Consider the following 24,750-nt stretch of genomic DNA (forward strand, 5'->3'; position numbering starts at 1 on the left):
AGGCTCGCAAGAGCTCGCACCTCAGGATGACGGGGACAGCTTAGGCAACTGTCAGGTGGCCGATTTCGAACAAGGCGGCAAACTCGGCTTGCCGCCCTCCTCCGCGGCTCAGGTCGGCTTGCCGCGTCCGCTCTTCTCGGCCGCGCGGCGCAGTGCGTCGGCGAGCGCGCTGCCGCCGGACTGCTCCTGCGGACGGCGCGGAGCCGACGACGTCATCTTGCCGCGCGAGAAATCGCGCGACGGCGTATTGTCCTTCTTCGGCCCGATCTCGTCGTCAAGCCGCAGCGTCAGCGCGATGCGCTTGCGCGCGACCTCGACGTCCAGCACCTTGACCTTGACGATGTCGCCCGGCTTCACCACCTCGCGCGGGTCCTTGATGAAATTCCGCGACATTGCCGAGATGTGCACCAGCCCATCCTGATGCACGCCGATATCGACAAAGGCGCCGAAGGCGGCGACGTTGGTCACGGTGCCCTCGAGGATCATGCCCTTCTTGAGGTCCTTGACCTCCTCGACGCCTTCCTTGAACACCGCCGCCTTGAACGCCGGACGCGGGTCGCGGCCGGGCTTTTCCAGCTCGCGCAGAATGTCGGTGACGGTCGGCAATCCGAACGTATCGTCGACGAAGGACTGCGGCTTGAGACCGCGCACCACGTCGGCATTGCCGATCAGCGCCTTGATGTCGCTCTTGGTCGCCTCGAGGATGCGGCGTACCACCGGATAGGCTTCCGGATGCACGCCGGATGAATCGAGCGGGTCCTCGCCATTGCTGATGCGCAGGAAGCCGGCGCACTGCTCGAAGGCCTTCGGCCCGAGCCGCGGCACCTCCTTCAGCGCCTTGCGCGACTTGAACGGGCCGTTGGCATCGCGGTGCTGCACGATGCTCTGCGCCAGTCCCTGGCCGATGCCCGACACTCGCGCGAGCAGCGGCACCGAGGCGGTATTGGCATCGACGCCGACCGCGTTCACGCAGTCTTCCACCACGGCATCGAGCGAGCGGGCGAGCTTGGACTCGCCGAGATCGTGCTGGTACTGGCCGACGCCGATCGCCTTCGGATCGATCTTGACCAGCTCGGCCAGCGGATCCTGGAGGCGCCGGGCGATCGAGACCGCGCCGCGAATGGTGACGTCGAGGTCGGGCAGTTCGTTCGAGGCGAAGGCCGAGGCCGAGTAGACCGATGCGCCGGCTTCGGAGACCACGATCTTGGTCATCTTGCGCTCGGGCAGCCGCTTCACGAGCTCGGCGGCGAGCTTGTCGGTCTCGCGCGAGGCGGTGCCGTTGCCGATCGCGATCAGCTCGACGCCATGCTCGATCGCGAGCTTGCCGAGAATGGCGAGCGCCTCATCCCAGCGCCGCTGCGGCTCGTGCGGGAAGATCGCCGTGTGCGCCACCACCTTGCCGGTCGCATCGATCACCGCGACCTTGACGCCGGTGCGATAGCCGGGATCGAGCCCCATGGTGGCGCGCGCGCCGGCCGGCGCCGCGAGCAAGAGGTCGCGCAGATTCGAGGCGAACACACGCACCGCCTCGGTCTCCGCCGCGGTCCACAGCCGCAGCCGCAAATCGATATTGAGATGGATCTGGATCTTGGTGCGCCAGGCCCAGCGCACCGTCTCCGTCAGCCACTTGTCGCCCTTGCGGCCCTGGTTGGAGATCGCAAAGCGGTTCATGATCTTGAGCTCGTAGCGGCCGGGCTGGCCTACGACCGGCTCCTGCGCCTCCGGCTTGATGGCGAGGTCGAGGATCTCTTCCTTCTCGCCGCGGAACAGCGCCAGGATGCGGTGCGACGGCAGCTTCGGCAGCGGCTCGGAGAAGTCGAAATAGTCCTTGAACTTCTCGCCTTCGGTCTTCTTGCCGATGCGGACGGTCGAGGCCATGATGCCGTTCGACCACATCTCCTCGCGCAGCGCGCCGATCAGGTCGGCATCCTCGGCGAAGCGCTCGACCAGGATCGCGCGCGCACCGTCGAGCGCGGCAGTGACGTCGGCGACCTGCTTCTCGGCATTGACGAAGGGCGTCGCGGCCTCGTTCGGATCGCTCTCGGGCTGTGTGAGAAGCTGATCGGCGAGCGGCTCGAGGCCGGCCTCCTTGGCGATCTCGGCCTTGGTGCGACGCTTCGGCTTGTACGGCAGATAGATGTCCTCGAGCCGACCCTTGCTGTCGGCGGCCATGATCTGGGCCTCGAGCGCGGCGTCGAGCTTGCCCTGCTCGCGGATCGAATTGAGCACCGCGGTGCGGCGCTCCTCGAGTTCGCGCAAATAAGTCAGCCGTTCTTCCAGCGTGCGCAGCTGGGCGTCATCAAGCGCGCCGGTGAGCTCCTTGCGGTATCGCGCGATGAACGGCACCGTGGCGCCGCCGTCGAGCAGCGTCACCGCCGCCTCGACCTGTTCGTCGCGAACCCCGAGCTCCTGCGCAATCTGACGATGAATCTTTGCCACGCTCATCTCTCTAAAATTCCGTTGCGCCGCCGGATCACCGACGGCGCGGACGCCGCTTATGGACCATCCCGGAATGATTCATCAAGGCGCGCTGTGGATCAAATTGGGCGCACGCCGCAATCTATTTCCGGGATGTTGGCCGTCCGCGGCTTGACAAATAAACCCGCGCCGCATTGCCGCCGAAAATCGCAGCTCTTGCTTCACTTGACAAATCAGCAAGCAGGCTCTCCGCCGCCGCGAACCAGTGCGCATAGCCGCCGGCGAGGTTGACGACGGGCCAGTCGCTGCCCCACAACATCCGCTGCGGCCCGAAACATGCCAGTGCATGATCCACGGCCTCGCTGAGATCGGCAACCTGCCAGTTCGGCGCCGCCTCGGTCGCGAGGCCCGAGAGTTTGCAGACGACGTTGGATCGTGTGGCGAGGCTTGCGATGTCGTCCTTCCAGGCCGCGATGTCGCCGGTCGCAAAGTGCGGCTTGGCGAAATGGTCGAGCACGAATTGCAGGTCCGGATGGCGATCGACCACCTGGATGAGCCGCGGCAGATGGCGCGGCAGCACCAGTGCGTCGAAGACGAGGTCATGCCGCGCCATGGCCTCGAGCGGCGCCGCCAGTTCGGGGCGCAGCAGCCAATCCTCGTCGGCGATGTCCTGCACCATCGGCCGCAGGCCGACCAGGAGCTCGCGCCCAGCAATCGCATCGATCCGCGCCGCGGCATCGGCGGCGTCGAAGTCGATCCAGCCGACCACGCCGCGCACCTGCTCGGCTCCTTTGGCGATATCGAGCAGGAATGCGGTTTCCGCTTCGGTCGGTGCGGCCTGCACCAGGATGGTGCCTTCGATCCCGGCCGCGGCGAGATGCGGCGCCAGATCGGCCAGGCCGAAGTCGCGGTAGATCGGCCCGCGTTCGGGCGTCAGCCAGCCGTAATCGGCGCGCGCCAGGGTCCAGACATGGTGATGGGCGTCGATCCGCATCATGCCGGCACCGGCGCATGCTGGTCGAGCAGCCCCTCATTCTTCAGGTCGCGCCACAGCGCGGCAGGCACGGGCGACGACAACGCGGCGACGTTGCGCTCGACCTCCTGCGGCGTCTGCGCGCCGAGCACGAGGCTTGCCACCGCCGGATGGCCGAGCGCGAAATGCAGCGCGGCGGTCGGCAGCGCCACATCGTGGGCGCGGCAGACGCGATCGATCGCCGCCACCTTCTGCATCACGTCCGGCGGCGCGTCCTTGTAATTGTACTTGGCGCCGGCAACCGCGCCGGTCGCCAGGATGCCGGAGTTGAAGACGCCACCAAGCATCATACCGATGCCCTGGGCTTGCGCCAGCGGCAGGAATTCAGCGAGCGCGGGTTGCTCGAGCAGCGAGTAGCGGCCGGCAAGCAGCATGGTGTCGAACGTTCCGGCCTTGGCGAAGCGCACGCACATCTCGGCCTCGTTGACGCCGATCCCGATACCCTTGACCACGCGTTCGGAACGCAACTTGTCGAGCGCAACATAGGCGCCCTCCATCGCCTCGCGAAACCGCGCCTCGATCGCGTCAGCTCCGTGGGTCCAGACGTCGACGTCGTGGATCAAAAGCAGGTCGATGCGATCGGTGCCGAGCCGCAGCAGCGACTGCTCCGCCGAGCGCATGGTGCCGTCATAGGAATAGTCGAACACCGCGCGATGCGGCGCGCCGCCGACGAAATTGGAGCCGTCGCCACGGCCGTGGAACGGGTCCATCCAGCGCCCGACCTTGGTACAGACGACGACGTCGTCGCGCGCCACGCGGCGCAGCGCGGTGCCGCTGCGGTGTTCGGCGAGGCCATGGCCGTAGAGCGGCGAGGAATCCAGCAGGTTGATGCCCAGCGCAAACGCCCGCTCCACTGCTGCGATCGCAGCAGTGTCGTCGAGCCGTGCGAACAGGTCGCCGAGCGGCGCCGTGCCGAAGCCGAGAATGGAGACATCGAGCCCGGTGCGGCCGAGCCTGCGGCGTGGCAGTGCCGGGGAGCCTGGATCGGAGGGTTGTTGTTGGGTCATTATCGCCTCCCGCCTGCGTTTCTTGTTAACCCCTCACCAGACTAGCGTCGTTGACCGGGATCGTGAAGAGACCTCAGCGATCGATGCCGCGGTGAGGCCTCTCATCGCGCACGCACCACATCGCTAAAACGCAATGCACAGCTTCACGTTGCCTGGCGGCGGGAAATAGGCTATGGGGGCGCTCCGTAATTTCAACGCAGGAGGCGACGATGTTCAGGTCTGTGCGCTTCCCGGGTTCGCCGCGCGATATTTGACGCGTGTCCCGGGATCGGATCCCGGGTGAAATCGCAACACCCACACGCAATCGAATCTGCTGCGGGGCCTTCGGCTCCGCGCTTGCGGAACTTTTGTCATGACCTCGACGCTTCTGGTGGCCTCCCGTCGGGAGGCCACACGCTCCGTGCTGCTCGAACGTCAGCTGCGGAGGTATCATCCGCACGTTCAGGGAAAGGTCCGCGCGCTGGCCATGCGGCACACGCGTCTTGCGGACCTTGCCGCGAGCTTTCCTGCGCTGCTGTTCGCGCTGGCGGTCCCGCGAGCCGGGATCGCTTCGGCGCGCGCACGCGCATGCGTCATCGACGGCCGCTCGCGCGCGGACGCCGCCTCCGCGGCGGGCATTCCGCTGTGGCTGCGAAGATTGCCGCCGGAAGCGTTCACCGCTCCGATCACGGGACTGCCCGATGACGAGGTGTTTCGCCGGCAGATCGCGAACCACCTGCCGCCATCACCGAAGCTCGCGCCGATCTGGTTGAAATCCGTCGCGGCGGTTGCCGAGCTCGCACATGGACCGGCGGCGGTCTGGATCGCGCGCGAGTTGGTCCGGGCGCCGCCGCGCACCGATCCTGCGCGATTGCGGCTCGTCGGCCTGTGGGCGTGGTTCTCCACGCAGCCGGCGACGCTGGGAAACACGCTGATCGACCGGAGGTGGACGCCGAGCATGCAGATCGGCTCGGCGCTCGCGGCCGCCGATGCGTGGAGCACGATGATCGCGCTGCATGTCAGCCTCGGCTCGGAGAAGATCGCAGATATGTGGCTGCAGCCGGGCCGCGTTGACGGTTACGACTTCATCCCGCTGAACTCGACCGCGGATATCTCGGAGGAGGCGGAAGCGATGCAGAATTGCCTGCGCACCTACGGTCCCAACCTCGCCCACAATCGCTCGCGGCTGTGGAGCGTCAGGCGGAGCGGGCAACGCGTCGCCACCCTGAGGGTTGCGGCGCGTTTTGAGGGCCCGTTGCCAGGCATCGCCGAGCTTACCGGTATCCGGAACGCCGGGATGCCGCGCGAGGTTTGGTGGGCAGCGCGCCAATGGCTGCATAGCCACGACCTGTTGCGGATGGAGATTGAGCAGCGCAGATGGGGCACCGCGCCTCTCGACCGCCCGACCTGGCGCGCGATCTGGCGTCCGTACTGGCTCGCCAGGCGGCAGATTCCGGAATGGCTACCGCTCGCTCCATCGCGCACGGCGCTCAATGCGCTGTGATGCGCATCGGCCACCGCTGCATCGTTGCTAATCGTCGGCGACAATCTGCTGGGCAAGGTTGTCGACCACCACAGGACTCTCGAAATAGGTCACGATCGGATCGGCGCCGTATTTCTCCCGGGCGCGGGCGCGCCACGCGTCGGTGTACAGCGCTTCCGCCTCCACCCTCGAGTTCCAGAAATAGATGCCGCCGGCCGTCAGCCCGTCCTCGGACAGCACATAGGTCTTTCGAAACAGCCCCTGAATGCCGCGATAGATCGGCGCGGTGCTCAGGAAGATGCTGCGGGCCTCCTCGCGGGTGATCGGCTTCGGCAGCTTGAACGTCGTGACGGCGGTAATCATCCGGATCTCCTCGGGTTCATTCTTGACATCATTGTCAATATTGACGATTGTGTCAAGAATGACCCGATGGAGTAGATCGAATGGTGGGCGTGCGTCAGTTCGACGAGGACGAGATGATCGCGACCGCGCTCGACGTGTTCTGGCGCAAGGGCCTGCACGATGCGACCATGCAGGACCTCGCGGCCGCGACCGGCGTCCAGCGCGGCAGCCTCTACAACGCCTATGGCGACAAGGAAGCGATCTTCCTGCGCGCCTTCGATCAGTATGCCGCGCAATTCCTGGACGCGGCCGGCAGCGCGCTGGCGCAGGGCGATACCTCAGCGAGGCTGAGGAGCTTCTTTGACATGATCATCGTCAACATGACGGACGGCACGCCGCAGCGGGGCTGCCTGACGACGCGCACCGCGCTCGACGCGTCCATTTCGAGCGCGGACGTGCGCCAGCGCGTGCTGGACGTGCTTACCCGGCTCGAGCAGCTGGTCGGCAAGGCCATCAGCGCGGCGCCGAACAGGCGCAGCCCGGCCGATGCGAACCGGCTGGCGCGCGTCATCGTGACGTTCACGCGCGGACTCGCCGTGATGGAGCGCGCCGGATACAGCCGCAAGCAGTTGAGGGAATCCGCCATCACATTCATCGATGCCGTGATTGGCGACGCCTGAGGCGGCGTCCTTGTCCGGCGACGGCGTCATCGTAAGGGAGAAACCAGCATGCAGGAACGGAACGGCGGCTGCCTGTGCGGCGCGGTGCGTTACACGCTCAAGAGCGAACCGCGGAGCATCGCGATATGTCATTGCACACATTGCCAGCGGCAAAGCGGCAGCCTGTTTTCGTTCAACCTCGTGATCCGCGAAGCCGACTACCAGCAGTCGGGCGAGACGGTGGTGTTCGTCGACAAGGGCGACAGCGGCCATCCGGTCGATCGTCATTTCTGCGGGCGCTGCGGGTCCCCTCTGCTTGCGAAGACCGCATTGATGCCCGGCAAGGTCGTGGTGAAAGCCGGCACGCTCGACAGCATGGAAGGATTGCAGCCGCAAGCCGAGATCTATACCGATCGCGCCGTCGAATGGCTCACGCCGATCCCCGGCGCTGCGCGCTTTGCCCGGAACGTGTGACCGGATGCGCCGGTCACGGGCGCAGCGGGAAACGATTCAGCCTGGCCAGGGTTGCGTCCGTTCCGATTGCATCGGAACGGAGGCTCTCGATTTCGCTTTGACGCGTTTTCTTCACGCGAACCGGTATCCGGTTCGCTCGAAAACGCTCGGGCGATCATTGACCGGCCGGCAGTTCGGCGTAGTTGCCGTCCTTGTCGCGGCGGTACACGACGTAGTCGATCAGGGTGATGTCACCCTTCGGCGTGTAGCTGATCTTGCCGAGCACAGTATCCCAGCTTCCGGCCTTGATGGCCGCCGCGACCTTCTTGGCGTCCGTGGTCTGGGCACGGGCTGCGGCCTGGCTCCAGATCTGGAACGCGGCGTAGCTGTAGAGCGTGTAGCCGTCGGGATCGATGCCCTTGTCCTTGAACTTCTTCAAGGTCGCGGCCGCGGTCGCCTTCTTGCGCGGGTCGGGCGAGAAGGTGAACAGCGAGCCTTCGGCGAGCGGACCTGCGATCGCGGCGAACTGCTTGTCGACCAGGGCGTCGCCGCCCATCAGCACCGCATTGACGCCCTGCTCGCGCATCTGGCGCAGGATCAACGCTGCCTCGGCATAATAGCCGCCGACATAGACGAAATCGATCGACTCCTTCTTGAAGCGGGATACCAGGGCAGCAAAATCCTTATCGCCCTTGGTATAGGCCTCATAGAGCTTTTCCTTCACGCCCGCGGCGTTGATGGCGTTCTTCGTTTCGTCGGCAAGGCCTTTGCCGTAGGTCGTCTTGTCGTGGATGATCGCGACGTTCTTGGTCTTGTAGTTCTTGATAATGTAGGCGGCCGCGACCGTGCCCTGCTGGTCATCCCGGCCGCAGACACGGAACGTGTTCCACAACCCGCGCTCGGTGAATTGCGGATTGGTCGAGCCCGGCGTGATCTGCAGCACATTGCCCTCGGCATAGGCGTCCGACGCAGGAATCGAGGTCGATGAGCAGAAATGCCCAACGACGAACGGAATCCTCGCACCTGCCATCTTCTCGGCAACCGACACCGCCTGCTTCGGATCGCAGGCATCGTCGCCGACCTCCAGCTTCAGCTTCTTGCCAAGCACGCCACCCGCCGCATTGATGTCGGCGATCGCAAGATCAGCACCATTCTTGAACTGCTGGCCGAAGCTCGCCTCGGAGCCGGTCATCGGCCCGACCACGCCAACACTGATATCCTGTGCCATGGCGGCGCCGGACAAGGCCAGGCTCGCGCCGAGCGCAAGAAAATATCCTCGAAGTGCAAACTTCATCACATTCTCCTCGATGGTCTCAAGTCGCCTCAATGCATCGCAATCGACGAATCCGCCGATTGCAACGATCACCGGGAGGCTGCCTTTTAAGCGCGGGACGATTGGCAGGCTCGGACTGGGGCGACGGGGGATTGGACATATGCGACATCGGGCAACAATGTGAAACACGTTGTCGTGCATTGACGTCTGAAATCGCCCGCGGCGGACGATTGGCGGCGATCCTGTGTGCGCGACAGCACACAGAGCGCTGTCTGCAGCGCGCCGCCGACGGGTGATCGAACAGATCTGGCGCGCGCCGGGTTGCAGCGAACCGCAGGCAACGACCCGACGCCCTCTCAGGGAGATTGCGATATTCGGTCAGGAGCGCCGCGGCACGGCGCGGATATCCGACGGCGTCACGCCGTAATGCCGGCGGAAGGTGCGGTTGAAGTAGGACAGATCGCCGAACCCGACTTCGAATGCGATCGTACCGATGGTGCTGCCGCTGTGGCGCGGATCGGTCAGCAAATGATGCGCACGCGCCAGGCGCTGGCCGAGCACGAATTCCGAGAACGTCGAACCGACGCTTTCGAACAGCCGCTGGATATGGCGCGGCGTAAGCCTCAGCCGGGCGGCCACCGCAGGCAAGGTGAGATCGCCATAGCTGAGATTATCGTTGATGTCGGCCTTGACCGCGGCGAGCCGCGCGACCGCCAGCCCGCCGTCTTCCGCGGCAGCCGCCGCATCTCGGTTCGCGCCGATGATCAACGCCCCGAGATCGACCAGATGCCGGACGACGGCGCCGCACAGTTCGGGCGTCGCGAGCAGGTAGCTGTCGTCAAGCTCCCTGATGTAGAGCGCCAGCAGGCGCATCGCCTCGGTGTTCGCGGGCAACGGCCGGACCAGCATGTCCTCGGGATCGCGGACCAGCGCTGCCAGCGCCTTGCGCGGCAGCCTGAGACCGACGAAACGGCTCGGCGAGACCGGGACCGCCATGTTGCCGGCCTCCGCGCTCGACTGCAGCACGGCCTGCCCCGGGCCGAGCTCGATGTCGCGGTCGCGCTGCGATGCGCGGGTGTTGCCGCTCGTGATGATCGTCAGCACGAGGTCGTCATTGCCGTCGAGCAGCTCGCGCGGCCGTGCGATCTTGAGGTTGCTGCACGCCCACGATCCGATGCCGAGCCCAGGCAGCTCGCGCACATTGGCTTCGGCATGGAACGCGCCGGCGCTCAGCGGCTCCGGATCGAGCTTCACGATCATCCGCCCGATCTGCTCGCGAAAGATCGGCAAGCGGTCGCGCTCGCCGAAATCCGCGGTCGAGAACCGAAACCCGGTGATATCCGGCGACTGCATCGTCATCGGCTGATCCTTATGGCGGCGGGAGGTCGCCGCCGATATGCGGCCGATTTGTGGCAGCATGACACCGCTCGAGTGCACGGGACCGTGCTTACGTATCGGCACTTTTGCTGCAGACAGGCGATGCGCGCCGGATCATCCTGACGTTCTTGTCGGGTCTGAAATCGCAACCGAAATCGTGCTCGCTCGATGTTGCCCGACGTCGTCATCCATGCCGTTACGCGGATTATAATTGACTGACCGGACGGTCAATAGTAATCCAAGCCCACGTCACGCAACCTTTCGGCCGTCAGAAGCCGCAACGGGAGGTCATCATGGTCAGCGATTTGGTGTTGACCGATATCCGCGCCGGATATCGCGTCCTGACGCTCAACAGGCCCGATCGCCTGAATTCCTTCAGCGCCGATCTGCACGCCGCACTGATGGCCGCACTGATCGCGGCGGAACAGGACAAGTCCTGCCGCGCGCTGATCCTGACCGGAGCCGGACGCGGATTCTGCGCCGGGCAGGATCTTTCCGATGGCGTGTTCACGCCCGGCGAAACGCCGGACCTCTCCGCACCGATCGAAAAATTCTACAATCCGCTGGTGCGCAAGCTGCGCGGCATTCCGATGCCGGTCGTGTGCGCCGTCAACGGGGTCGCCGCGGGCGCCGGCGCAAACCTGGCCCTTGCTTGCGACATCGTGATCGCCGCGCGGTCGGCCAAGTTCATCCAGGCCTTCGCCAAGCTTGGCCTCGTCCCTGACACCGGCGGCACCTGGTTGCTTCCGCGGCTCGTCGGCGGCGCGCGAGCGCGCGCACTGGCCATGTTCGCCGAGCCGATCTCCGCCGAGCGGGCGGAGACATGGGGCATGATCTGGAAGGTGGTCGAGGATTCCGACCTGATGGCCGAGGCCCACGCCCTCGCCGCCTCGCTTGCGACACAGCCGACCGATGGTCTTGCGCTGATCAAGCGGGCGCTCGATGCCTCCGAGACCAACACGCTCGATGCGCAGCTCGATCTCGAGCGCGAGCTGCAGGGCCGTGCCGGCCGGTCGGCGGACTATGCCGAAGGCGTCACCGCCTTTCTCGAAAAGCGCGCCCCGCGCTTTGTCGGACGAGCCAAGGATTGAAACGTTTCCGATTGAACATTCCGCCGCCAAGGCGAGACGCATCATTGATCACAAGTCAGAAGGTCCAATTGCGATGACACAGCCTCAATCCAGCGGTGCACGGACGGCGGACAACGTCATGAAGCTCGACAGTTTCGTGCGCGGAAAATGGTCCGGCCCGGGCGAACCGGCAGCCGAAGTTCACAGTGCCGTCACCGGCGATGTGGTGGCGGTCACGACCGGAAGCGATCTCGACATGCGCGAGATCCTCGCCTATGGCCGCGCGGTCGGCGGCAAGCATCTTGGAAAACTGACGTTCCACCAGCGCGCGGGCTTGCTGAAGGCGCTCGCCGACTATCTGACCCAGCACAAGGACCGGCTCTACAAGCTGTCGTTCCATGCGGGCGCAACCCGCACCGACGCTGTCATCGACGTCGACGGCGGCATCGGCACGTTGTTCGCCTATGCCGGCAAGGGACGCCGCGAGCTTCCGAACAGCAAATTCCTGCTCGACGGCAATGTCGAAGGGCTCTCCAAGGGTGGCGCATTCGCCGGTCAGCATATTATGACGCCGCTGCACGGCATCGCCGTGCACATCAACGCGTTCAACTTCCCGTGCTGGGGCATGCTGGAGAAGCTGGCGCCCGCGCTGCTGGCCGGCGTGCCCGTCGTGACCAAGCCCGCGACGGTCACCTCCTATGTCGCTTACGAGCTGGTCCGGATCATCACCGAATCCGGCGTGCTGCCCGAAGGCGCGCTGCAATTCATCGTCGGAACGACCGGCGACCTGTTCGACCATCTGACCTGCCAGGACGTGGTGTCCTTCACAGGCTCGGCCGACACGTCGCAAAAACTGCAGCGGCATCCGGTCATCGCGCGCGAGGCGGTCAGGTTCATCGCCGAACGGGATTCGCTGAACGCCGCAATCCTCGCTCCGGACGCCGTACCGGGCAGCCCGGAGTTCGACCTCTTCGTCAAGGAAGTGGCCAAGGAGATGACGGTCAAGGCGGGGCAGAAATGCACCGCGATCCGCCGCGCGCTGGTGCCATCGGCGCAGCTCGACGCCGTGATCACGGCGCTGCGCGACCGTCTGGCCAAGGTCATGATCGGCAATCCCGAGAACGACAAGGTCAGGATGGGGCCGCTGGTCGGGCTCGGCCAGCGCAGCGATGTGCTTGTCCATGTCGCGAAGCTTCGCGCCGAAGCCGAACTGGTGGCCGGCGATCCCGGCAACTTCGCGCTGCTCGATGCCGACGCGAAGCGCGGCGCCTTCGTTCCGCCGCTGCTGCTGCATTGTGCGAAGCCGCTCGCCGCAACCGCAGTCCACGAGATCGAGGCGTTCGGCCCTGTCAGCACCGTGATGGGATACGACGATCTGGATCAGGCCATCGCGCTGACCAATCGCGGCGGCGGCAGCCTCGTCGCATCCATCTACACGCACGACATCCCGGCCGCGACCGAACTAGCCTTCGGCATCGGCAGTTTTCACGGCCGCGTCGCGATCATCGATCGCGACTGCGCGAGCGAGCACACCGGACACGGTTCGCCGATGCCGCAGATGGTTCACGGCGGCCCCGGCCGGGCCGGTGGCGGCGAGGAACTGGGCGGCGTCCGCAGCCTCCAGCACTACATGCAACGCACCGCGTTGCAGGGCTCGCCGGCGATGCTGAGCGGCGTCACCGGCCGCTGGTTCAAGGGCAGCCCGATGCTCGAAGGCGACCTCCACCCGTTCCGCTATCACTATGACGATCTCGAGATCGGCCGCACGCTGGTCTCGAAGTCGCGGCAGATCACGCTCGACGACATCGAGCACTTCGCGCATTTCACGGGCGACACCTTCTACGCCCATATGGACGAGGAAGCGACCAAGGGGCATCCGTTCTTCCCGGGCCGCGTCGCGCATGGCTACCTGCTGCTGTCGTTTGCCGCCGGCCTGTTCGTCGATCCCGACTACGGGCCGGTGCTGGCGAACTACGGCCTCGACTCGCTGCGCTTCGTCAAACCCGTCCAGCCCGGCGAACAGATCCAGGTGCGGCTGACCGCGAAGGAGAAGATGCCGCGCAACAAGCAATATGGCGAGGTACGCTGGGACGTCGAGATCACGACCAGCACCGGCGAAACCGCGGCGACCTATGAGCTACTGACGATGAATGCGATGCGGGCTTAACGGCCCGCGTCAGAGCAACTCGGCCTGCCGGCTGCGGCCGGCCGATTTGGCCCTGCCGCGCGGCCGAGTGACGGTGGCCGCGGCATCGTCGGCGCCGGCCAGCACGAGCTGCGCGACGAAACCGGCATATTCGGCGCGGGTCATCGGCCCGCCCTCGCGGAACCACATGTAATGCCAGTTCAGCATGCCGAAGACGCTCATCGTCAGCGGCTTGAGTGCGCGCTTCTGCTTCGCCGCCGGTACTGCGGCGGCGAGTGCATCCGACATGATCCCGACCAGGATCCGCTCGCTTGCGAGCAGCGGCTGCTGCTTGTCCTTCGGCAACAGCTTGAGGCTTGAGATCTGGACCTGATGCTCGGCGTCGGCATGCCGGTAGAGCTCGAGCAGGGTCGCAACGATCGTCCTGAAGCGTGCGACCGGATCGCCGGCCTGTGCGCTCGCCTTGCGGACCGCCGCCACCAGCTTCGCGAGATGCGACGACAGGATATCGAACAGGATCGCTTCCTTGTCGGGATAATAGTGATAGAGCAGCGCCTTCGAGACACCGCAGGCGTCGGCGATGGTGTTCATCGACGTGCCGACATATCCCGATGCGGCAAACAGCTTGGCCGAGCGATGCAGCATCGAGAGGCGCTTGTCGTCATAGTCCTTGGCGCGCGATCGGGCCATGTCTTGTCCGTTCCACCAGGCGGCCGTTCGGCCATCGTCCAGGGATGTCAGTCAATAGTCGCAAAGTTCCGGGACTACAGCCTGCCTCCAAACCGCCATTTATTGACCATCCGGTCGGACAATTCCACAAGCTCGGCGATCGGGCAACATTGCCCGGAATGAATTTTCCTGGCGCCGCGTCGCGAGAGCATCTCTCTGCTGCAAGACGCCTCGCCATGCGCGTCTGATTGCAAACTTCGCGACGCCGCCGAGTTTCGCGCGCGTCCCGAACAGGGGCGTGTTATCGTTCGTCGAACGGCTCGGAATGCGAAGGAGACTCTGGGTGCGGACATCCTCTTGGCTCCACGTCCTTCGTCGCGCAGCCCGCCGGCTGAAGAGATGGCAGCGGCGGTTGGCGCGCGCTGCCAACCCCGACGGCAAGGACATGCACGAACTCTTTCTGTTTGGTCCTCACGGCTGATTGCTGGTTGCCTTGACGCATGCCCAATCGAGACCGCGGCAGATGTGATCCATCGCCACGCTGACGTCAGTCTGCCCACGCCGCGCATGTCGTGCGGCCGGATCACGCACAGAGCGATAACATGACAGCTCCTCGAGCGCGTCACGTCATCATCGTCGGCGGGGGCGCGAGCGGCGTCCTGCTGGCGCACCAGCTACTGCGTCAACCGACGGACGATGTCCGCGTCAGCCTGATCGAGCAGCGTCCCGACATCGGGCGCGGCATCGCCTATCATACCGGCAATCCGGATCATCTGCTCAATGTACGGGTCGCGAATATGAGCGCGCTGCCCGACCAGCCGGATCATTTCTGGCACTGGCTGATCTCGCGCGGGGCGGACGCGCCGCTCTGCCCTGATCCCTATTGCTTCGTGCCGCGGCGCATCTTTGGCGACTACATTGCCAGTCTGCTCGAGCAACAGGCGTCCGATCAGGCCGACATCCAACGCCTGTCGATCGTGCACGGCAGGTGCATCGCCCTCCGCGAACGGCGAGGCGACGTCACCGCCAGCCTCGACGACGGCCGGCAGCTGATCGGCGACATCGTCGTTCTCGCAACCGGGCACGATCCACGCGCGAACAGCCCGGGTCATGCCGATCCCTGGGCAGCACCGTCTGCCGCCGCGATCGCCGACGACGCGACCGTCCTGATCCTCGGCACGGGCTTGACGATGGTCGATTACGTGCTGTCGTTGCTGCGCGACGGACATCGCGGGCCGATCGTTGCGATGTCGCGGCGGGGCCTTCTCGCCAAACCGCACCGCCGGGTCGACGCCGTACGCATCGAGGAGGCGGAGGTCCCCTTCGGCTCCGGAATCGGCAGCCTGCTTCGCTGGCTTCGCGGCCGCATCGACCGGCACATCGCAGCGGGCGGCGACTGGCGCAGCGTCATCGACGGGCTTCGCCCCCACACCCAGCGGCTGTGGCGTGAGCTCCCGCTTTCGTCCAAGCGCCGGTTCCTCGAGCACGCACGCGCCTGGTGGGACGTGCATCGGCATCGGATGGCGCCGGAAGTGGAGGTCCGCATCACCGAAGCGATCTATGGAGGCCGGCTCACCCCGATGGCCGCGAAGCTGATCTCGGCCGAGCCCGACCGGACAGGCGCGACCGTGAGTTACCGGCGACGCGGCGAGACCAAGCTCCATCGCATGCATGTCGGCGCCATCGTCGACTGCACCGGCATCGTCAAGGATCCGCGCGCAACCGCCAATCCCGCGGTGCGCAGCCTGCTCGAGCTTGGCCTGGCGCGCGTCGATCCGCTCCGCATCGGCATAGAAACTGATCGCAATTGCGCAATCATCGGTCACGACGGCGTCCCCTCACGCCGCCTGTATGCCGTCGGCCCGCTCACGCGCGCCGCGTTCTGGGAAATCAGCGCAATTCCCGACATCCGCAACCAATGCGCCGAGCTTGCCGCTCTGCTGGTTCGCGCCGACGAGGAGCGGCAACTCGCATCCCCCGCGCGCTTTTAGGGCTTCGGCTCTGATTGAATCAAGACCGAAACTCCAGCCCTTTGTTCCGACGCGCCTCTTCACGCGAACCGGCGTCCACTTCGCTCGACAACGCTCTAGCTGCCGAAACCGGCCGGAATGAACGCCGGCAGCTTCTCCTCGATGAAGTGCTTGACCTCCGGCGAGTTGAAGACCTGGATGAAGGCCTTCAGGCGCGGATCGTCCTTCTTGTCCGGCCGCGCGGTAAAGCGCAGCACGAGACCGTCATCGACCGTGCGGTCGATCACCAGCGCCGACTTCGGATCACCGCCGGCCGGTATCAGATAGGTGATATTGACGAGCGCAAGCGTGACGTCGTCGAGCGACCGGTAGGTCTGCGCCGGATCGAGCTCGACGATCTTCAGGTTCTTGGGATTTTCGATGATATCAAACCGGCTCACCGAAAAACCCTTGCCCGGCGCCAGCTTGATCAGTCCGGCGCGTTCGAGCAGGATCAAGCCACGCGCGCCGTTGAGCGGCTCGTTCGGGATCGCAACGCTGTCGCCGGACTTGATCTCGTCGAGCGACTTGATCTTCCTCGAGAACAGCCCGACGGGCGCGATCACGCCGACCTTGTCGACCTGGATCAGGTTGAAACCGCGTTGCTTGTTCTGGATCGCGAGATAGGTGGCGTGCTGGAACAGATTGGCGTCGACGTCGCCGCTGTTCACCACCTCGTTCAACGCGACCCAGTCCGACAGCTCAACGATCTTGACGTCCTGCCCCTTGTCCTTGGCGAGCTTGGCGGCAAAGGCAGCCAGCTGACCGACCGGGCCGGCGCTGGTCGCAATCTTGAGAGGTTCGTCCGCAACGGCGGCCGCAGTCATGGCAAGCAGCACGCCAGCTGCCTGCGCCAGGCGCAACAATGTCTTCATGGTCTCGGTTTCAACTCCGTCTTCTGGGATCGATCAGGCCGCCTTGCGGCCGCTGCTTCCCGCCTCAGCCTCGGCCAATGCCTGGGTGATGTCGGCGAGGATGTCGTCGGGATGCTCGATGCCGACCGAAAGCCTGATGTAGCCGGGCGTCACGCCTGCCGCGAGCTGCTCCGCGGCGCTCAGCTGCTGATGGGTGGTCGATGCCGGGTGGATCGCCAGCGAGCGCGCATCGCCGATGTTGGCGACGTGATAGAACAGTTTCAGCGCATCGATGAAACGACGGCCGGCCTCGACGCCCCCTTTCAGCTCGAAGCCGACCAGCCCGCCATAGCCGCCCTTCAGATAGAGATCGGCGCGGCGCCGGTCCTCCCCGCTCTGCAGTCCGGGAAAGATCACATGCGAAACGGCGGGATGCCGTGCCAGGAAGTTCGCGACCTTGATCGCGTTCTCGTTGTGCTGACGCAACCGCAGCGGCAAGGTCTCCAGTCCCTGGATGAACTGAAATGCGTTCTGGGGAGCGACCGCGGCGCCGAGATCGCGCAGCAGCTTCACGCGTGCGCGCAGGATGTAGGCGATCGGACCGAGCGGCTTGGCTGCCTCGGTCCAGATCGCGCCGTGATAGGCATCGTCCGGCTGCGTCAGCAGCGGGAACCGCTCGGCGTGCGCCGCCCAGTCGAAATTTCCGCCATCGATGATCGCTCCGCCAATCGACGTGCCGTGGCCGCCGATATACTTTGTCGCGGAATAGACGACAATCGCCGCGCCGTGCTCGAACGGGCGCGCAATGAGCGGGACGGCGGTGTTGTCGAGAATCAGCGGCACGCCGAGCGAACGGCCGATATCCGCGACTTCCCTGATCGGGAAGACGTTGAGCTTCGGGTTCGGCAGCGTCTCGGCGAAGTAGGCCCGGGTCTTCGCATCGGTCGCCCGGCGGAAGTTTTCCGGATCGGCCGGATCGACGAAGCGAACCTCGATGCCGAACTGCTTCAGCGTCTGCGACAGCAGCGTCCAGGTGCCGCCGTACAGATCGGTCGATGAGACGATATTGTCGCCGGCTTGCGCGATGTTGAAGATCGCGTAGGCCGTCGCCGACTGGCCTGACGCCACGGCCAGTGCGCCAACGCCGCCTTCCAGCGCGGCCAAGCGCTCCTCGAACGCGTCAGCCGTCGGGTTCTTGATCCTGGTGTAGATCTGTCCGATCGCCTCCAAGGCGAACAGCCGCGATGCGTGATCGGTATTCTCGAATTGAAAGGACGTCGTTTGGTAGATCGGAACGGCGACGGCGCCGGTCGCCGGGTCGGACCGGTACGATCCGCCATGCAAGGCGAGCGTCTCGACATTCTTGGTTTCGATCGGCATCTCGAAAATCTCCTGAAATCCGTGGACCCAGCATCAAAAGGCAAAGAATGATGCGCAGCAGCGTCCGCGACTGTCGAGACATCGGAGAAAATAGCGATGAGCGTGCTGACGGCGCGTCTGATGGCGTCGCTAATTTTTCAGCCGTTGCGCCGATCGCGTAACATTTGTTTCACTGCGCCGCCGGTTTGAACGGCTCAGCGGAGCTGATGGGCCATCTGCTGATCGCGCCTGCAAATCGGTACGCAATGTCGCGCATGCCGTCATTTCGAACAGCACGACGAAGTCGAACAAACGAATCTCTGCTGCGCCGGATCGGCGACGGAGCACGATTTTGATCCTGTCTCTCCGAATAGAAAATAAAGCCGCGCAGCTGACGTGATAAATCACCTCTCAGTCCTCAATTGGCGGAATCACGCGATGACCAGACCGAAGGAGCTTCGCTTCAACGCGTTCAACATGATGGCGCCGAGCCACAACTGGGCCGGCCTCTGGTCGCATCCGCGCGACACTTCACTTAACTACAACTCGCTCGACTATTGGGTGGACTATGCCAGAACGGCCGAACGCGGCCTGCTCGACGGCGTCTTCCTGGCCGACGTCTTCGGCATCTATGACGTCTACGGCGGCAGTCCTGAGACCGCGCTGCGTCACGCCGTTCAGTTGCCGAACGCCGAGCCGACCCTGCTCGTCTCCGCCATGGCTTACGCAACGAAGCATCTCGGCTTCGGCATCACGTCCAACCTCACCTACGAACATCCCTACCAGTTCGCCCGCCGCTTCTCGACGCTCGATCATCTCACTCGCGGCCGGATCGGCTGGAACATCGTCACCGGCTATCTCGATAGCGGCGCCCGCGGAATGGGTCTTGAGGCCAACCGCGCGCACGATGAACGCTACGAGGCGGCCGAGGAATTCCTCACGGCGGCCTACAAGCTATGGGAAGGCAGTTGGGAGGACGGTGCGGTCCGCCGTGACCGAACAGCGCGCGTGTTCACTGATCCGGCAAGGATCCACAATGTGCGGCACCAGGGACCTCATTACCGGGTCGACGGCATCCACCTCGCCGAACCGTCGCCACAACGCGCACCGTTGCTGTATCAGGCGGGAACCTCGAAGCGCGGCCGCGCCTTCGCGGCGAGGCACGCGGAGGCGATCTTCCTCAACGGCCAGACCAAGCCCATTCTGGCCCGCGCCGTACGCGAGATCAGGGAGGCGGCCAAGGCGTTCGGACGCGATCCCCATGATATCCGCCTGTTCGCCGGCGCAACCGTGATCGTTGCCCCGACGCGCGCGGAAGCCAACGATCTGCTCGAGGAGTACGCAGGGTATGTTGATCAAGCCGGCCAGCTGGCCCTGCTCTCGGGTTGGACCGGCATCGATTTCTCGAACTATCGTCCCGATCAGGCGGTACAATATGTCGAGAGCAACGCGATCCAGTCGATGGTCGAGAATTTCACGTTGCGGAGCGACCGGCCGGTCAAGGTCGGCGATCTCGCGACGCTGAGCCGGGTCGGCGCACGCTCGCCATTCGTGGTCGGCTCACCCCAGGACGTGGCGGACGAGCTGATCGCCTGGGCCGACGAAACCGACGTCGACGGCTTCAACCTGTTCCGCCTCGTCGCGCCGGAATCGCTGACGTCATTCGTCGACCTCGTCGTGCCGGAATTGCAGTCACGCGGAGTCTACAAGACAGCCTATCGCGAGGGCACGCTCCGCGAGAAGCTGTTCCCCGGACGCGGTCCCTATCTTGACGCTACGCATCCCGGCGCCGGCTTCCGCCGCGCCTCGACGGCAGCGCGCACCGAGGCCGCCGAAAAGATCAGCCTGGAAACCTCCTGGCGATGGGCGATCAACGCCCGTCACCAGGTTGCGATGTAGGTGCCCTTGAAGCGCTTCTCGAGGAATGCCTTGACCTCTTCGGAATGGTAGGCATCGATCAGCTGCTTGACCCAGGGCTTGTCCTTGTCCGCCTCGCGCACGGCAACGATGTTGACCCACGGGCCATCAGCCGCCTCGCGGGCAATTGCATCGGTGGCGGGATTGAGCCCGGCCTGAACCGCATAATTGTTGTTGATCGAGACCAGATCGACATCTTGCAGGGAACGCGGCAGCTGCGCGGCATCAAGCTCGACGAAGCGCAGATGCTTCGGATTGTCAGTGATGTCGGCAATGGTCGACGCGACGTTGTTGGGATCCTTGAGCTTGATCACGCCGTGCAGCGCAAGGATCATCAGGCCGCGCGCGCCATTGGAAGGATCGTTGGCGATCGCCACCCGGGCGCCATCCGGAAGATCGGCCAGCTTCTTGTATTTCAACGAGTAGACACCTTGCGGCGACGCAATCGTGTTGGCGACCTTGACGATCTTCCAGCCGGTCTTCGATATCTGGTTCCTCAAATAAGGCTCGTGCTGGAACGAATTGGCCTCGAGATCCCCGAGCGCGAGCGCCTGGTTCGGGATCACGTAGTCGGTGAATTCGACCACCTTGATGTCGAACCCATGGCCCGCGGCCACCTTCTTGACGACTTCGAGAATCTCGGCATGTGGTCCGGCCGTGACGCCGACCCGGACCGTCTCGGCCCTAGCGGTGCCGACCAGGAGCGTTACCGCGGCAACCGCCGTCATCAGAATACGCATCATCATCCCTCAGCAATTGGAGCGGCAACTACCAGCCGGGCAGCACCGCGCCCTTGAACTTGGTCTGGACGAATTCCTTGATCTCCGGCGTGTGGTAGCTATCGACCAGGATCTTGACCCACGGCTTGTCCTTGTCGGCGGAGCGAACCGCGATCAGATTGACGTATGGCCCTTTCGGATCCTCGTGCAGGATCGGATCCTTGACCGGATCGAGACCGGCCTGTGTCGCGTAGTTGGTGTTGATGACCGCCGCATCGACATCGTCGAGCGCCCGGGGCGCCTGGGCTGCGTCGACTTCGACGAATTTCAGCTTCCTGGGATTGTCGGTGATGTCGATGACAGTCGGCTTGAAGCCGACATCGCTCTTCAGCCTAATCGCGCCCTTGTCGCGCAGCAGAAGCAGCGCCCGGCCGCCATTGGTCGGATCATTGGGAATTGAGACCTTGGCTCCGTCAGGAACGTCGGCCCAGCTCTTGTGCTTGCGCGAATAGACACCGATCGGAAAATTGACCGTCAGTCCCACCTGCTCGATCTTGTAGCCGCGATCGGCTTTCTGGTTGTCCAGGTAGGGCTGGTTCTGAAACGAGTTGGCCTGGATGTCGCCGGCATCGAGCGCGGCGTTCGGAACGACATAGTCGGAGAACTCGATGAGCTGAAGCTCGAGCCCGCTCTTCGCCGCGATCGGTTTCACGGCCTCGAGGATTTGTGCATGCGGCCCGGGCGTCACACCAATCTTGATTGTTTCGGCCGCGGCGGCGGTCGACCAGATCGCAACAACGCCTGCAAGTGCGAAAATGGATCGAAGCAACATCCTAGTCTCCATGGAACTGAAATCGTCATCAAGCTCATCGCCCGCTCCGGGGACGAAATCAATGAAATGAGAATCCAAATTTTCTCGCATGACGAGTTGCCACTGCTGCGGCCGCGATGAAAAGAGAATGGAGGCGGCCGGGCATTTTGGCGCAGCGAGCGACCTATCTGCTGATCCCGGCCGCAACGCGCGCGCCAAAAATACTTTTCTCGCTGACTTCGCTTGCAGAGAAAATTGCACTCGTTCGGGCGATTTCTCCGCGATTGCCTCCGGCGCTCCGATTGCACACAAATGACAACAGATCGAACCGGTTTAGGACGTCTCACCATGCCCATCTTTGCCCGCCCCATCCCGCCAGCGCAGGCCGCATCATCGGCGGCTGCGATGTCGCGCCGTCTTGCTGTCGCCGCCATCGGGCTGCTCGCGATGACCTCGCTGGTTCGGCCTGCGGCCGCCGAGGAAATCCGGATCGGCTACCAGAAATCGTCGACGCTGACCGCGATCCTGAAGACCAACGGCGCGTTGGAGAAGGCGTTGGCGCCGCTCGGCATCACCGTGTCTTGGCACGAGTTCACCAGTGGCCTGCCGCTGCTCGAAGCCATCAATGTCGGCAGCATCGATTTCGGGGCCGACGTCGCCGACACCGTGCCGATCTTCGCCCAGGCCGCCGGCGCCAAGCTCGCTTACGTCGCCGAGGAAGCCGCTTCTCCATCGGCGCAGGCGATCCTGGTGCCGAAGGAATCCGCGATCAAGTCGCCGGCCGATCTCAAGGGCAAGAAGGTCGCCGTCACCAAGGGCGCGGGCAGCCACTTCCTGCTGCTTGCGGTACTTGCCAAGGCCGGGCTGACCTTCAAGGACATCACGCCGGCCTATCTGACGCCGGCGGATGGCCGCGCGGCGTTCGTCAGCGGCAATGTCGATGCCTGGGTCGCCTGGGATCCGTTCCTCAGCAGCGCGCAACGCCAGTCCGGCGCGCGCGTCCTGACCGACGGCAGCGGCGGGCTCGCAAGCTACAAGCGCTACTATCTCGCGTCGGCCGCGTTCGCCGAAAAGCGGGCCGATGCACTGAATGTCATCTTTGCCAGGCTGGTCGAAACCGGCACCTGGGTCAAAGCCAATCCGAAAGACGCCGCGGCGCTGCTCGCCGGCCTGTGGGGCATCGACGCCGCCACGGTGGAGGAGGCCAACAGCCATCGCTCCTACAAGGTCGGCGTGGTCACCCCGGCCGGCCTTTCCGAGCAGCAGCGGATCGCCGATACCTTCACGGCCGAAGGTCTGCTGCCACGCAAGGTCGATACCGGCGACGTCAAGATCTGGGCGCCGAAGGGATCGTGACGCCGCCGCACCTTTAGCGGTGGCGCAGGCGGCGATTGACGCGGCGCGCCAGATAATCGCCGGCGGTCTGTACGGTCTGAACCAGTGCGATCAAAACGACGACGACCGCAAGCATCATTTCGAGCATGAAGCGCTGATAGCCGTAGCGAATGCCGAGGTCGCCGAGGCCGCCGCCGCCGACGGCCCCTACCATTGCAGAGTAGCCGAGCAGGCTGACCACCGCGAGCGTCAGGGCCAGCACCAGGCCCGGCAAAGCCTCCGGGATCAGGACCTTGAACACGATCTGCAACGGGCTTGCACCGAACGAGGACGCCGTCTCGATCAGACCGGCATCGACCTCGCGGATCGCTGCCTCGACCAGACGGGCGATGAACGGCGTTGCCGCGATGGTGAGCGGCACAATTGCCGCGCCCGATCCGATCGAGGTGCCGGCAATCAGCCGCGTGAAAGGAATGATCGCAACCACCAGGATGATGAACGGCGTCGAGCGGGCCGCATTGACGATGACGCCGAGCACGCCATTGGCTGACGGCGCGGCGAACAACTCCCCTTTCCGGCTGGTCGCCAGGAAGACGCCAAGCGGAAGGCCCAGCGCGGTCGCAACCAGCGCGGCCACCGAGACCATGAAAAGGCTTTCCCCCGTGGCCTGAACGATCAGGTTGATGAGTTCACGCGACATAGCCGAGACGCTCCACCAGAATGTCATGCTGAGAAAGATAGGCCAGGGCTTGCCTGGCCGCGGCTTCACCGCCGGGAATGCCGAGGATCAGCGAACCCACGTGCTGGCCGCCGATCTCGTCGATGCGGGCCGACAGCAGCGCCACGTCATGGGACAACTCGCGCGAAAGCCGCGCCACCACGGTGTCGCCGGCTTCGGTGCCGCGCACCTGCACGCGAAGGACCGCCTGCCCGCCTGCAACCGGTTGCGGCGAAAGGCGGCTCGCCAGCGAGACCGGAACACTGTCCCCGATCACCTCGGAAAGGAACACCTGCGTGACCGGATGCCGGGGATGCGTGAAGATCTCCGCGACATGACCTCGCTCGACGACCTGGCCGCCGTCGATCACCGCAACCTCCTTGGCGAGCTGGCGGACAACCGACATCTCGTGGGTGATCAGCACGATCGTGACCCCGAGCTCGCGATTGATGTTGGCCAGCAGATCCAGAATCGCACGCGTGGTCTGCGGATCGAGCGCCGACGTCGCCTCGTCGGACAGCAGCACATTCGGCCGTGTCGCCAGCGCGCGGGCGATGCCGATGCGCTGTTTCTGGCCGCCGGACAATTCGGACGGATAGCGATCGTACTTGTCGGCAATGCCGACGAGCTCGAGCAGCTCGGCCACACGGACGGCGATGTCAGCCCTGGACCAGCCGGCGATCTCGAGCGGCAAGGCGATATTGTCCGCCGCCGTCCGCGACGACAACAGGTTGAAGTGCTGGAAGATCATGCCGATCGAGCGCTGCGCCAGACGGAGCTCGCGGCCGGCAAGCGCCGAGATCTCGCTGTTATCGACGACGACGCGGCCGCTCGACGGCTTCTCAAGCCCGTTGATGAGACGGACGAGGCTCGATTTGCCGGCGCCGGAGCGACCGATCACGCCGGTGATCGAGCCACGCGGGATCGCGAAGTCGATCGCCTGCAGGGCATGCACGCTCGGCTTGTCGCGATAGGCCGGATAGACCTTCGAGACCGCCTCGAAGCGGATCATGGCTTCGCTCGCGTTGGGAGCGAGCGGAATGGGCGGCAGCGGCGCAACAGGCTGCGCCGTCGTCAGGGATTGATGTATATTCATTCGGTCGGTCCAATTGGGAAATG

General features: G+C 64.7%; 22 protein-coding genes. 8 read left to right on the forward strand and 14 right to left on the reverse strand.

Annotated features, from left to right (window positions below; translation table 11 throughout):
- Nucleotides 1-108: 108 nt before the first annotated feature.
- The 3 genes from IF803_RS21335 to IF803_RS21345 form a co-directional block, all read right to left on the reverse strand.
- Nucleotides 109-2,445, reverse strand: coding sequence for a Tex family protein (locus tag IF803_RS21335; protein WP_461193367.1), 2,337 nt, complete (start codon nucleotides 2,443-2,445; stop codon nucleotides 109-111).
- Nucleotides 2,446-2,560: 115 nt separating this feature from the next.
- On the reverse strand, nucleotides 2,561-3,415 hold the full coding sequence (locus IF803_RS21340) for an amidohydrolase family protein (RefSeq protein WP_461193368.1): 855 nt from the start codon (nucleotides 3,413-3,415) through the stop codon (nucleotides 2,561-2,563).
- Nucleotides 3,412-4,458, reverse strand: coding sequence for an aldo/keto reductase (locus IF803_RS21345; RefSeq protein ID WP_051447696.1), 1,047 nt, complete (start codon nucleotides 4,456-4,458; stop codon nucleotides 3,412-3,414). Before IF803_RS21345 ends, IF803_RS21340 begins: the two co-directional genes overlap by 4 nt.
- A gap of 352 nt (nucleotides 4,459-4,810) precedes the next feature.
- Here IF803_RS21345 and IF803_RS21350 point away from each other — a divergent pair, with 352 nt between their 5' ends.
- The gene (locus IF803_RS21350) at nucleotides 4,811-5,941 is read left to right on the forward strand and encodes a hypothetical protein (protein ID WP_461193369.1); all 1,131 of its coding nucleotides are present in this window, start codon (nucleotides 4,811-4,813) and stop codon (nucleotides 5,939-5,941) included.
- Nucleotides 5,942-5,968: 27 nt separating this feature from the next.
- Here IF803_RS21350 and IF803_RS21355 read toward each other — a convergent pair whose 3' ends face one another.
- Nucleotides 5,969-6,283 (reverse strand): hypothetical protein, encoded by a 315-nt coding sequence (locus IF803_RS21355; protein WP_028338470.1) that lies wholly within the window; start codon nucleotides 6,281-6,283, stop codon nucleotides 5,969-5,971.
- An 80-nt stretch (nucleotides 6,284-6,363) separates the two neighbouring features.
- Between IF803_RS21355 and IF803_RS21360 the strand changes: the two genes are divergently transcribed.
- Nucleotides 6,364-6,942, forward strand: a complete 579-nt coding sequence (locus IF803_RS21360) for a TetR/AcrR family transcriptional regulator (RefSeq protein WP_028338469.1) — start codon at nucleotides 6,364-6,366, stop codon at nucleotides 6,940-6,942.
- A 48-nt stretch (nucleotides 6,943-6,990) separates the two neighbouring features.
- The gene (locus IF803_RS21365) at nucleotides 6,991-7,395 is read left to right on the forward strand and encodes a GFA family protein (RefSeq protein ID WP_411781472.1); all 405 of its coding nucleotides are present in this window, start codon (nucleotides 6,991-6,993) and stop codon (nucleotides 7,393-7,395) included.
- Between the two features lie 154 nt (nucleotides 7,396-7,549).
- Here the strand turns inward: IF803_RS21365 and IF803_RS21370 are convergent, their stop codons facing one another.
- Entirely contained in the window at nucleotides 7,550-8,668 is a 1,119-nt protein-coding gene (locus IF803_RS21370; RefSeq protein ID WP_411781473.1) for a branched-chain amino acid ABC transporter substrate-binding protein, read from the reverse strand.
- Between the two features lie 357 nt (nucleotides 8,669-9,025).
- Entirely contained in the window at nucleotides 9,026-10,066 is a 1,041-nt protein-coding gene (locus tag IF803_RS21375; protein ID WP_461193370.1) for an AraC family transcriptional regulator, read from the reverse strand.
- A gap of 251 nt (nucleotides 10,067-10,317) precedes the next feature.
- On the opposite strand from IF803_RS21375, the gene paaG reads away from it, so the two are divergent.
- Together paaG and paaZ are read left to right on the forward strand one after the other, a co-directional pair.
- Nucleotides 10,318-11,115, forward strand: coding sequence for a 2-(1,2-epoxy-1,2-dihydrophenyl)acetyl-CoA isomerase PaaG (gene paaG, locus IF803_RS21380; RefSeq protein WP_411781476.1), 798 nt, complete (start codon nucleotides 10,318-10,320; stop codon nucleotides 11,113-11,115).
- A gap of 118 nt (nucleotides 11,116-11,233) precedes the next feature.
- Complete coding sequence (gene paaZ / locus IF803_RS21385) at nucleotides 11,234-13,261, forward strand: phenylacetic acid degradation bifunctional protein PaaZ (RefSeq protein WP_461193371.1); 2,028 nt, start codon at nucleotides 11,234-11,236, stop codon at nucleotides 13,259-13,261.
- A gap of 9 nt (nucleotides 13,262-13,270) precedes the next feature.
- Here paaZ and IF803_RS21390 read toward each other — a convergent pair whose 3' ends face one another.
- The gene (locus IF803_RS21390) at nucleotides 13,271-13,930 is read right to left on the reverse strand and encodes a TetR family transcriptional regulator (protein ID WP_461193372.1); all 660 of its coding nucleotides are present in this window, start codon (nucleotides 13,928-13,930) and stop codon (nucleotides 13,271-13,273) included.
- Between the two features lie 581 nt (nucleotides 13,931-14,511).
- On the opposite strand from IF803_RS21390, the gene IF803_RS21395 reads away from it, so the two are divergent.
- Nucleotides 14,512-15,900: an FAD/NAD(P)-binding protein gene (locus IF803_RS21395; protein WP_461193373.1), complete on the forward strand. Its 1,389-nt coding sequence runs from the start codon at nucleotides 14,512-14,514 to the stop codon at nucleotides 15,898-15,900.
- Nucleotides 15,901-15,995: 95 nt separating this feature from the next.
- Here IF803_RS21395 and IF803_RS21400 read toward each other — a convergent pair whose 3' ends face one another.
- The 3 genes from IF803_RS21400 to IF803_RS21410 all read right to left on the reverse strand — a co-directional run bounded on the left by IF803_RS21400 (nucleotide 15,996) and on the right by IF803_RS21410 (nucleotide 18,539).
- On the reverse strand, nucleotides 15,996-16,793 hold the full coding sequence (locus IF803_RS21400) for a MetQ/NlpA family ABC transporter substrate-binding protein (protein WP_461193374.1): 798 nt from the start codon (nucleotides 16,791-16,793) through the stop codon (nucleotides 15,996-15,998).
- Between the two features lie 33 nt (nucleotides 16,794-16,826).
- The gene (locus tag IF803_RS21405) at nucleotides 16,827-18,152 is read right to left on the reverse strand and encodes an O-acetylhomoserine aminocarboxypropyltransferase/cysteine synthase family protein (protein WP_028338461.1); all 1,326 of its coding nucleotides are present in this window, start codon (nucleotides 18,150-18,152) and stop codon (nucleotides 16,827-16,829) included.
- A 129-nt stretch (nucleotides 18,153-18,281) separates the two neighbouring features.
- Nucleotides 18,282-18,539, reverse strand: a complete 258-nt coding sequence (locus IF803_RS21410; protein WP_304497031.1) for a hypothetical protein — start codon at nucleotides 18,537-18,539, stop codon at nucleotides 18,282-18,284.
- A gap of 30 nt (nucleotides 18,540-18,569) precedes the next feature.
- On the opposite strand from IF803_RS21410, the gene IF803_RS21415 reads away from it, so the two are divergent.
- A complete protein-coding gene (locus tag IF803_RS21415) occupies nucleotides 18,570-20,030 on the forward strand; it encodes an LLM class flavin-dependent oxidoreductase (RefSeq protein ID WP_461193375.1) in 1,461 nt (486 codons plus the stop codon).
- Here IF803_RS21415 and IF803_RS21420 read toward each other — a convergent pair.
- Together IF803_RS21420 and IF803_RS21425 are read right to left on the reverse strand one after the other, a co-directional pair.
- The gene (locus IF803_RS21420) at nucleotides 20,012-20,788 is read right to left on the reverse strand and encodes a MetQ/NlpA family ABC transporter substrate-binding protein (RefSeq protein ID WP_461193400.1); all 777 of its coding nucleotides are present in this window, start codon (nucleotides 20,786-20,788) and stop codon (nucleotides 20,012-20,014) included. The genes IF803_RS21415 and IF803_RS21420 overlap by 19 nt on opposite strands.
- A gap of 28 nt (nucleotides 20,789-20,816) precedes the next feature.
- Complete coding sequence (locus IF803_RS21425; RefSeq protein WP_461193376.1) at nucleotides 20,817-21,599, reverse strand: MetQ/NlpA family ABC transporter substrate-binding protein; 783 nt, start codon at nucleotides 21,597-21,599, stop codon at nucleotides 20,817-20,819.
- A 384-nt stretch (nucleotides 21,600-21,983) separates the two neighbouring features.
- Here IF803_RS21425 and IF803_RS21430 point away from each other — a divergent pair, with 384 nt between their 5' ends.
- Nucleotides 21,984-22,934 carry an aliphatic sulfonate ABC transporter substrate-binding protein gene (locus IF803_RS21430; RefSeq protein ID WP_461193401.1) on the forward strand — a complete coding sequence of 317 codons (951 nt, stop codon included), beginning with the start codon at nucleotides 21,984-21,986 and terminating at the stop codon, nucleotides 22,932-22,934.
- A gap of 13 nt (nucleotides 22,935-22,947) precedes the next feature.
- Here the strand turns inward: IF803_RS21430 and IF803_RS21435 are convergent, their stop codons facing one another.
- Together IF803_RS21435 and IF803_RS21440 are read right to left on the reverse strand one after the other, a co-directional pair.
- On the reverse strand, nucleotides 22,948-23,613 hold the full coding sequence (locus IF803_RS21435; RefSeq protein WP_461193377.1) for a methionine ABC transporter permease: 666 nt from the start codon (nucleotides 23,611-23,613) through the stop codon (nucleotides 22,948-22,950).
- Nucleotides 23,603-24,727, reverse strand: coding sequence for a methionine ABC transporter ATP-binding protein (locus IF803_RS21440; RefSeq protein ID WP_461193378.1), 1,125 nt, complete (start codon nucleotides 24,725-24,727; stop codon nucleotides 23,603-23,605). The genes IF803_RS21435 and IF803_RS21440 overlap by 11 nt, the downstream gene beginning before the upstream one ends.
- Between the last annotated feature and the right edge of the window lie 23 nt (nucleotides 24,728-24,750).

It is taken from the genome of Bradyrhizobium sp. UFLA06-06 (assembly GCF_054820065.1).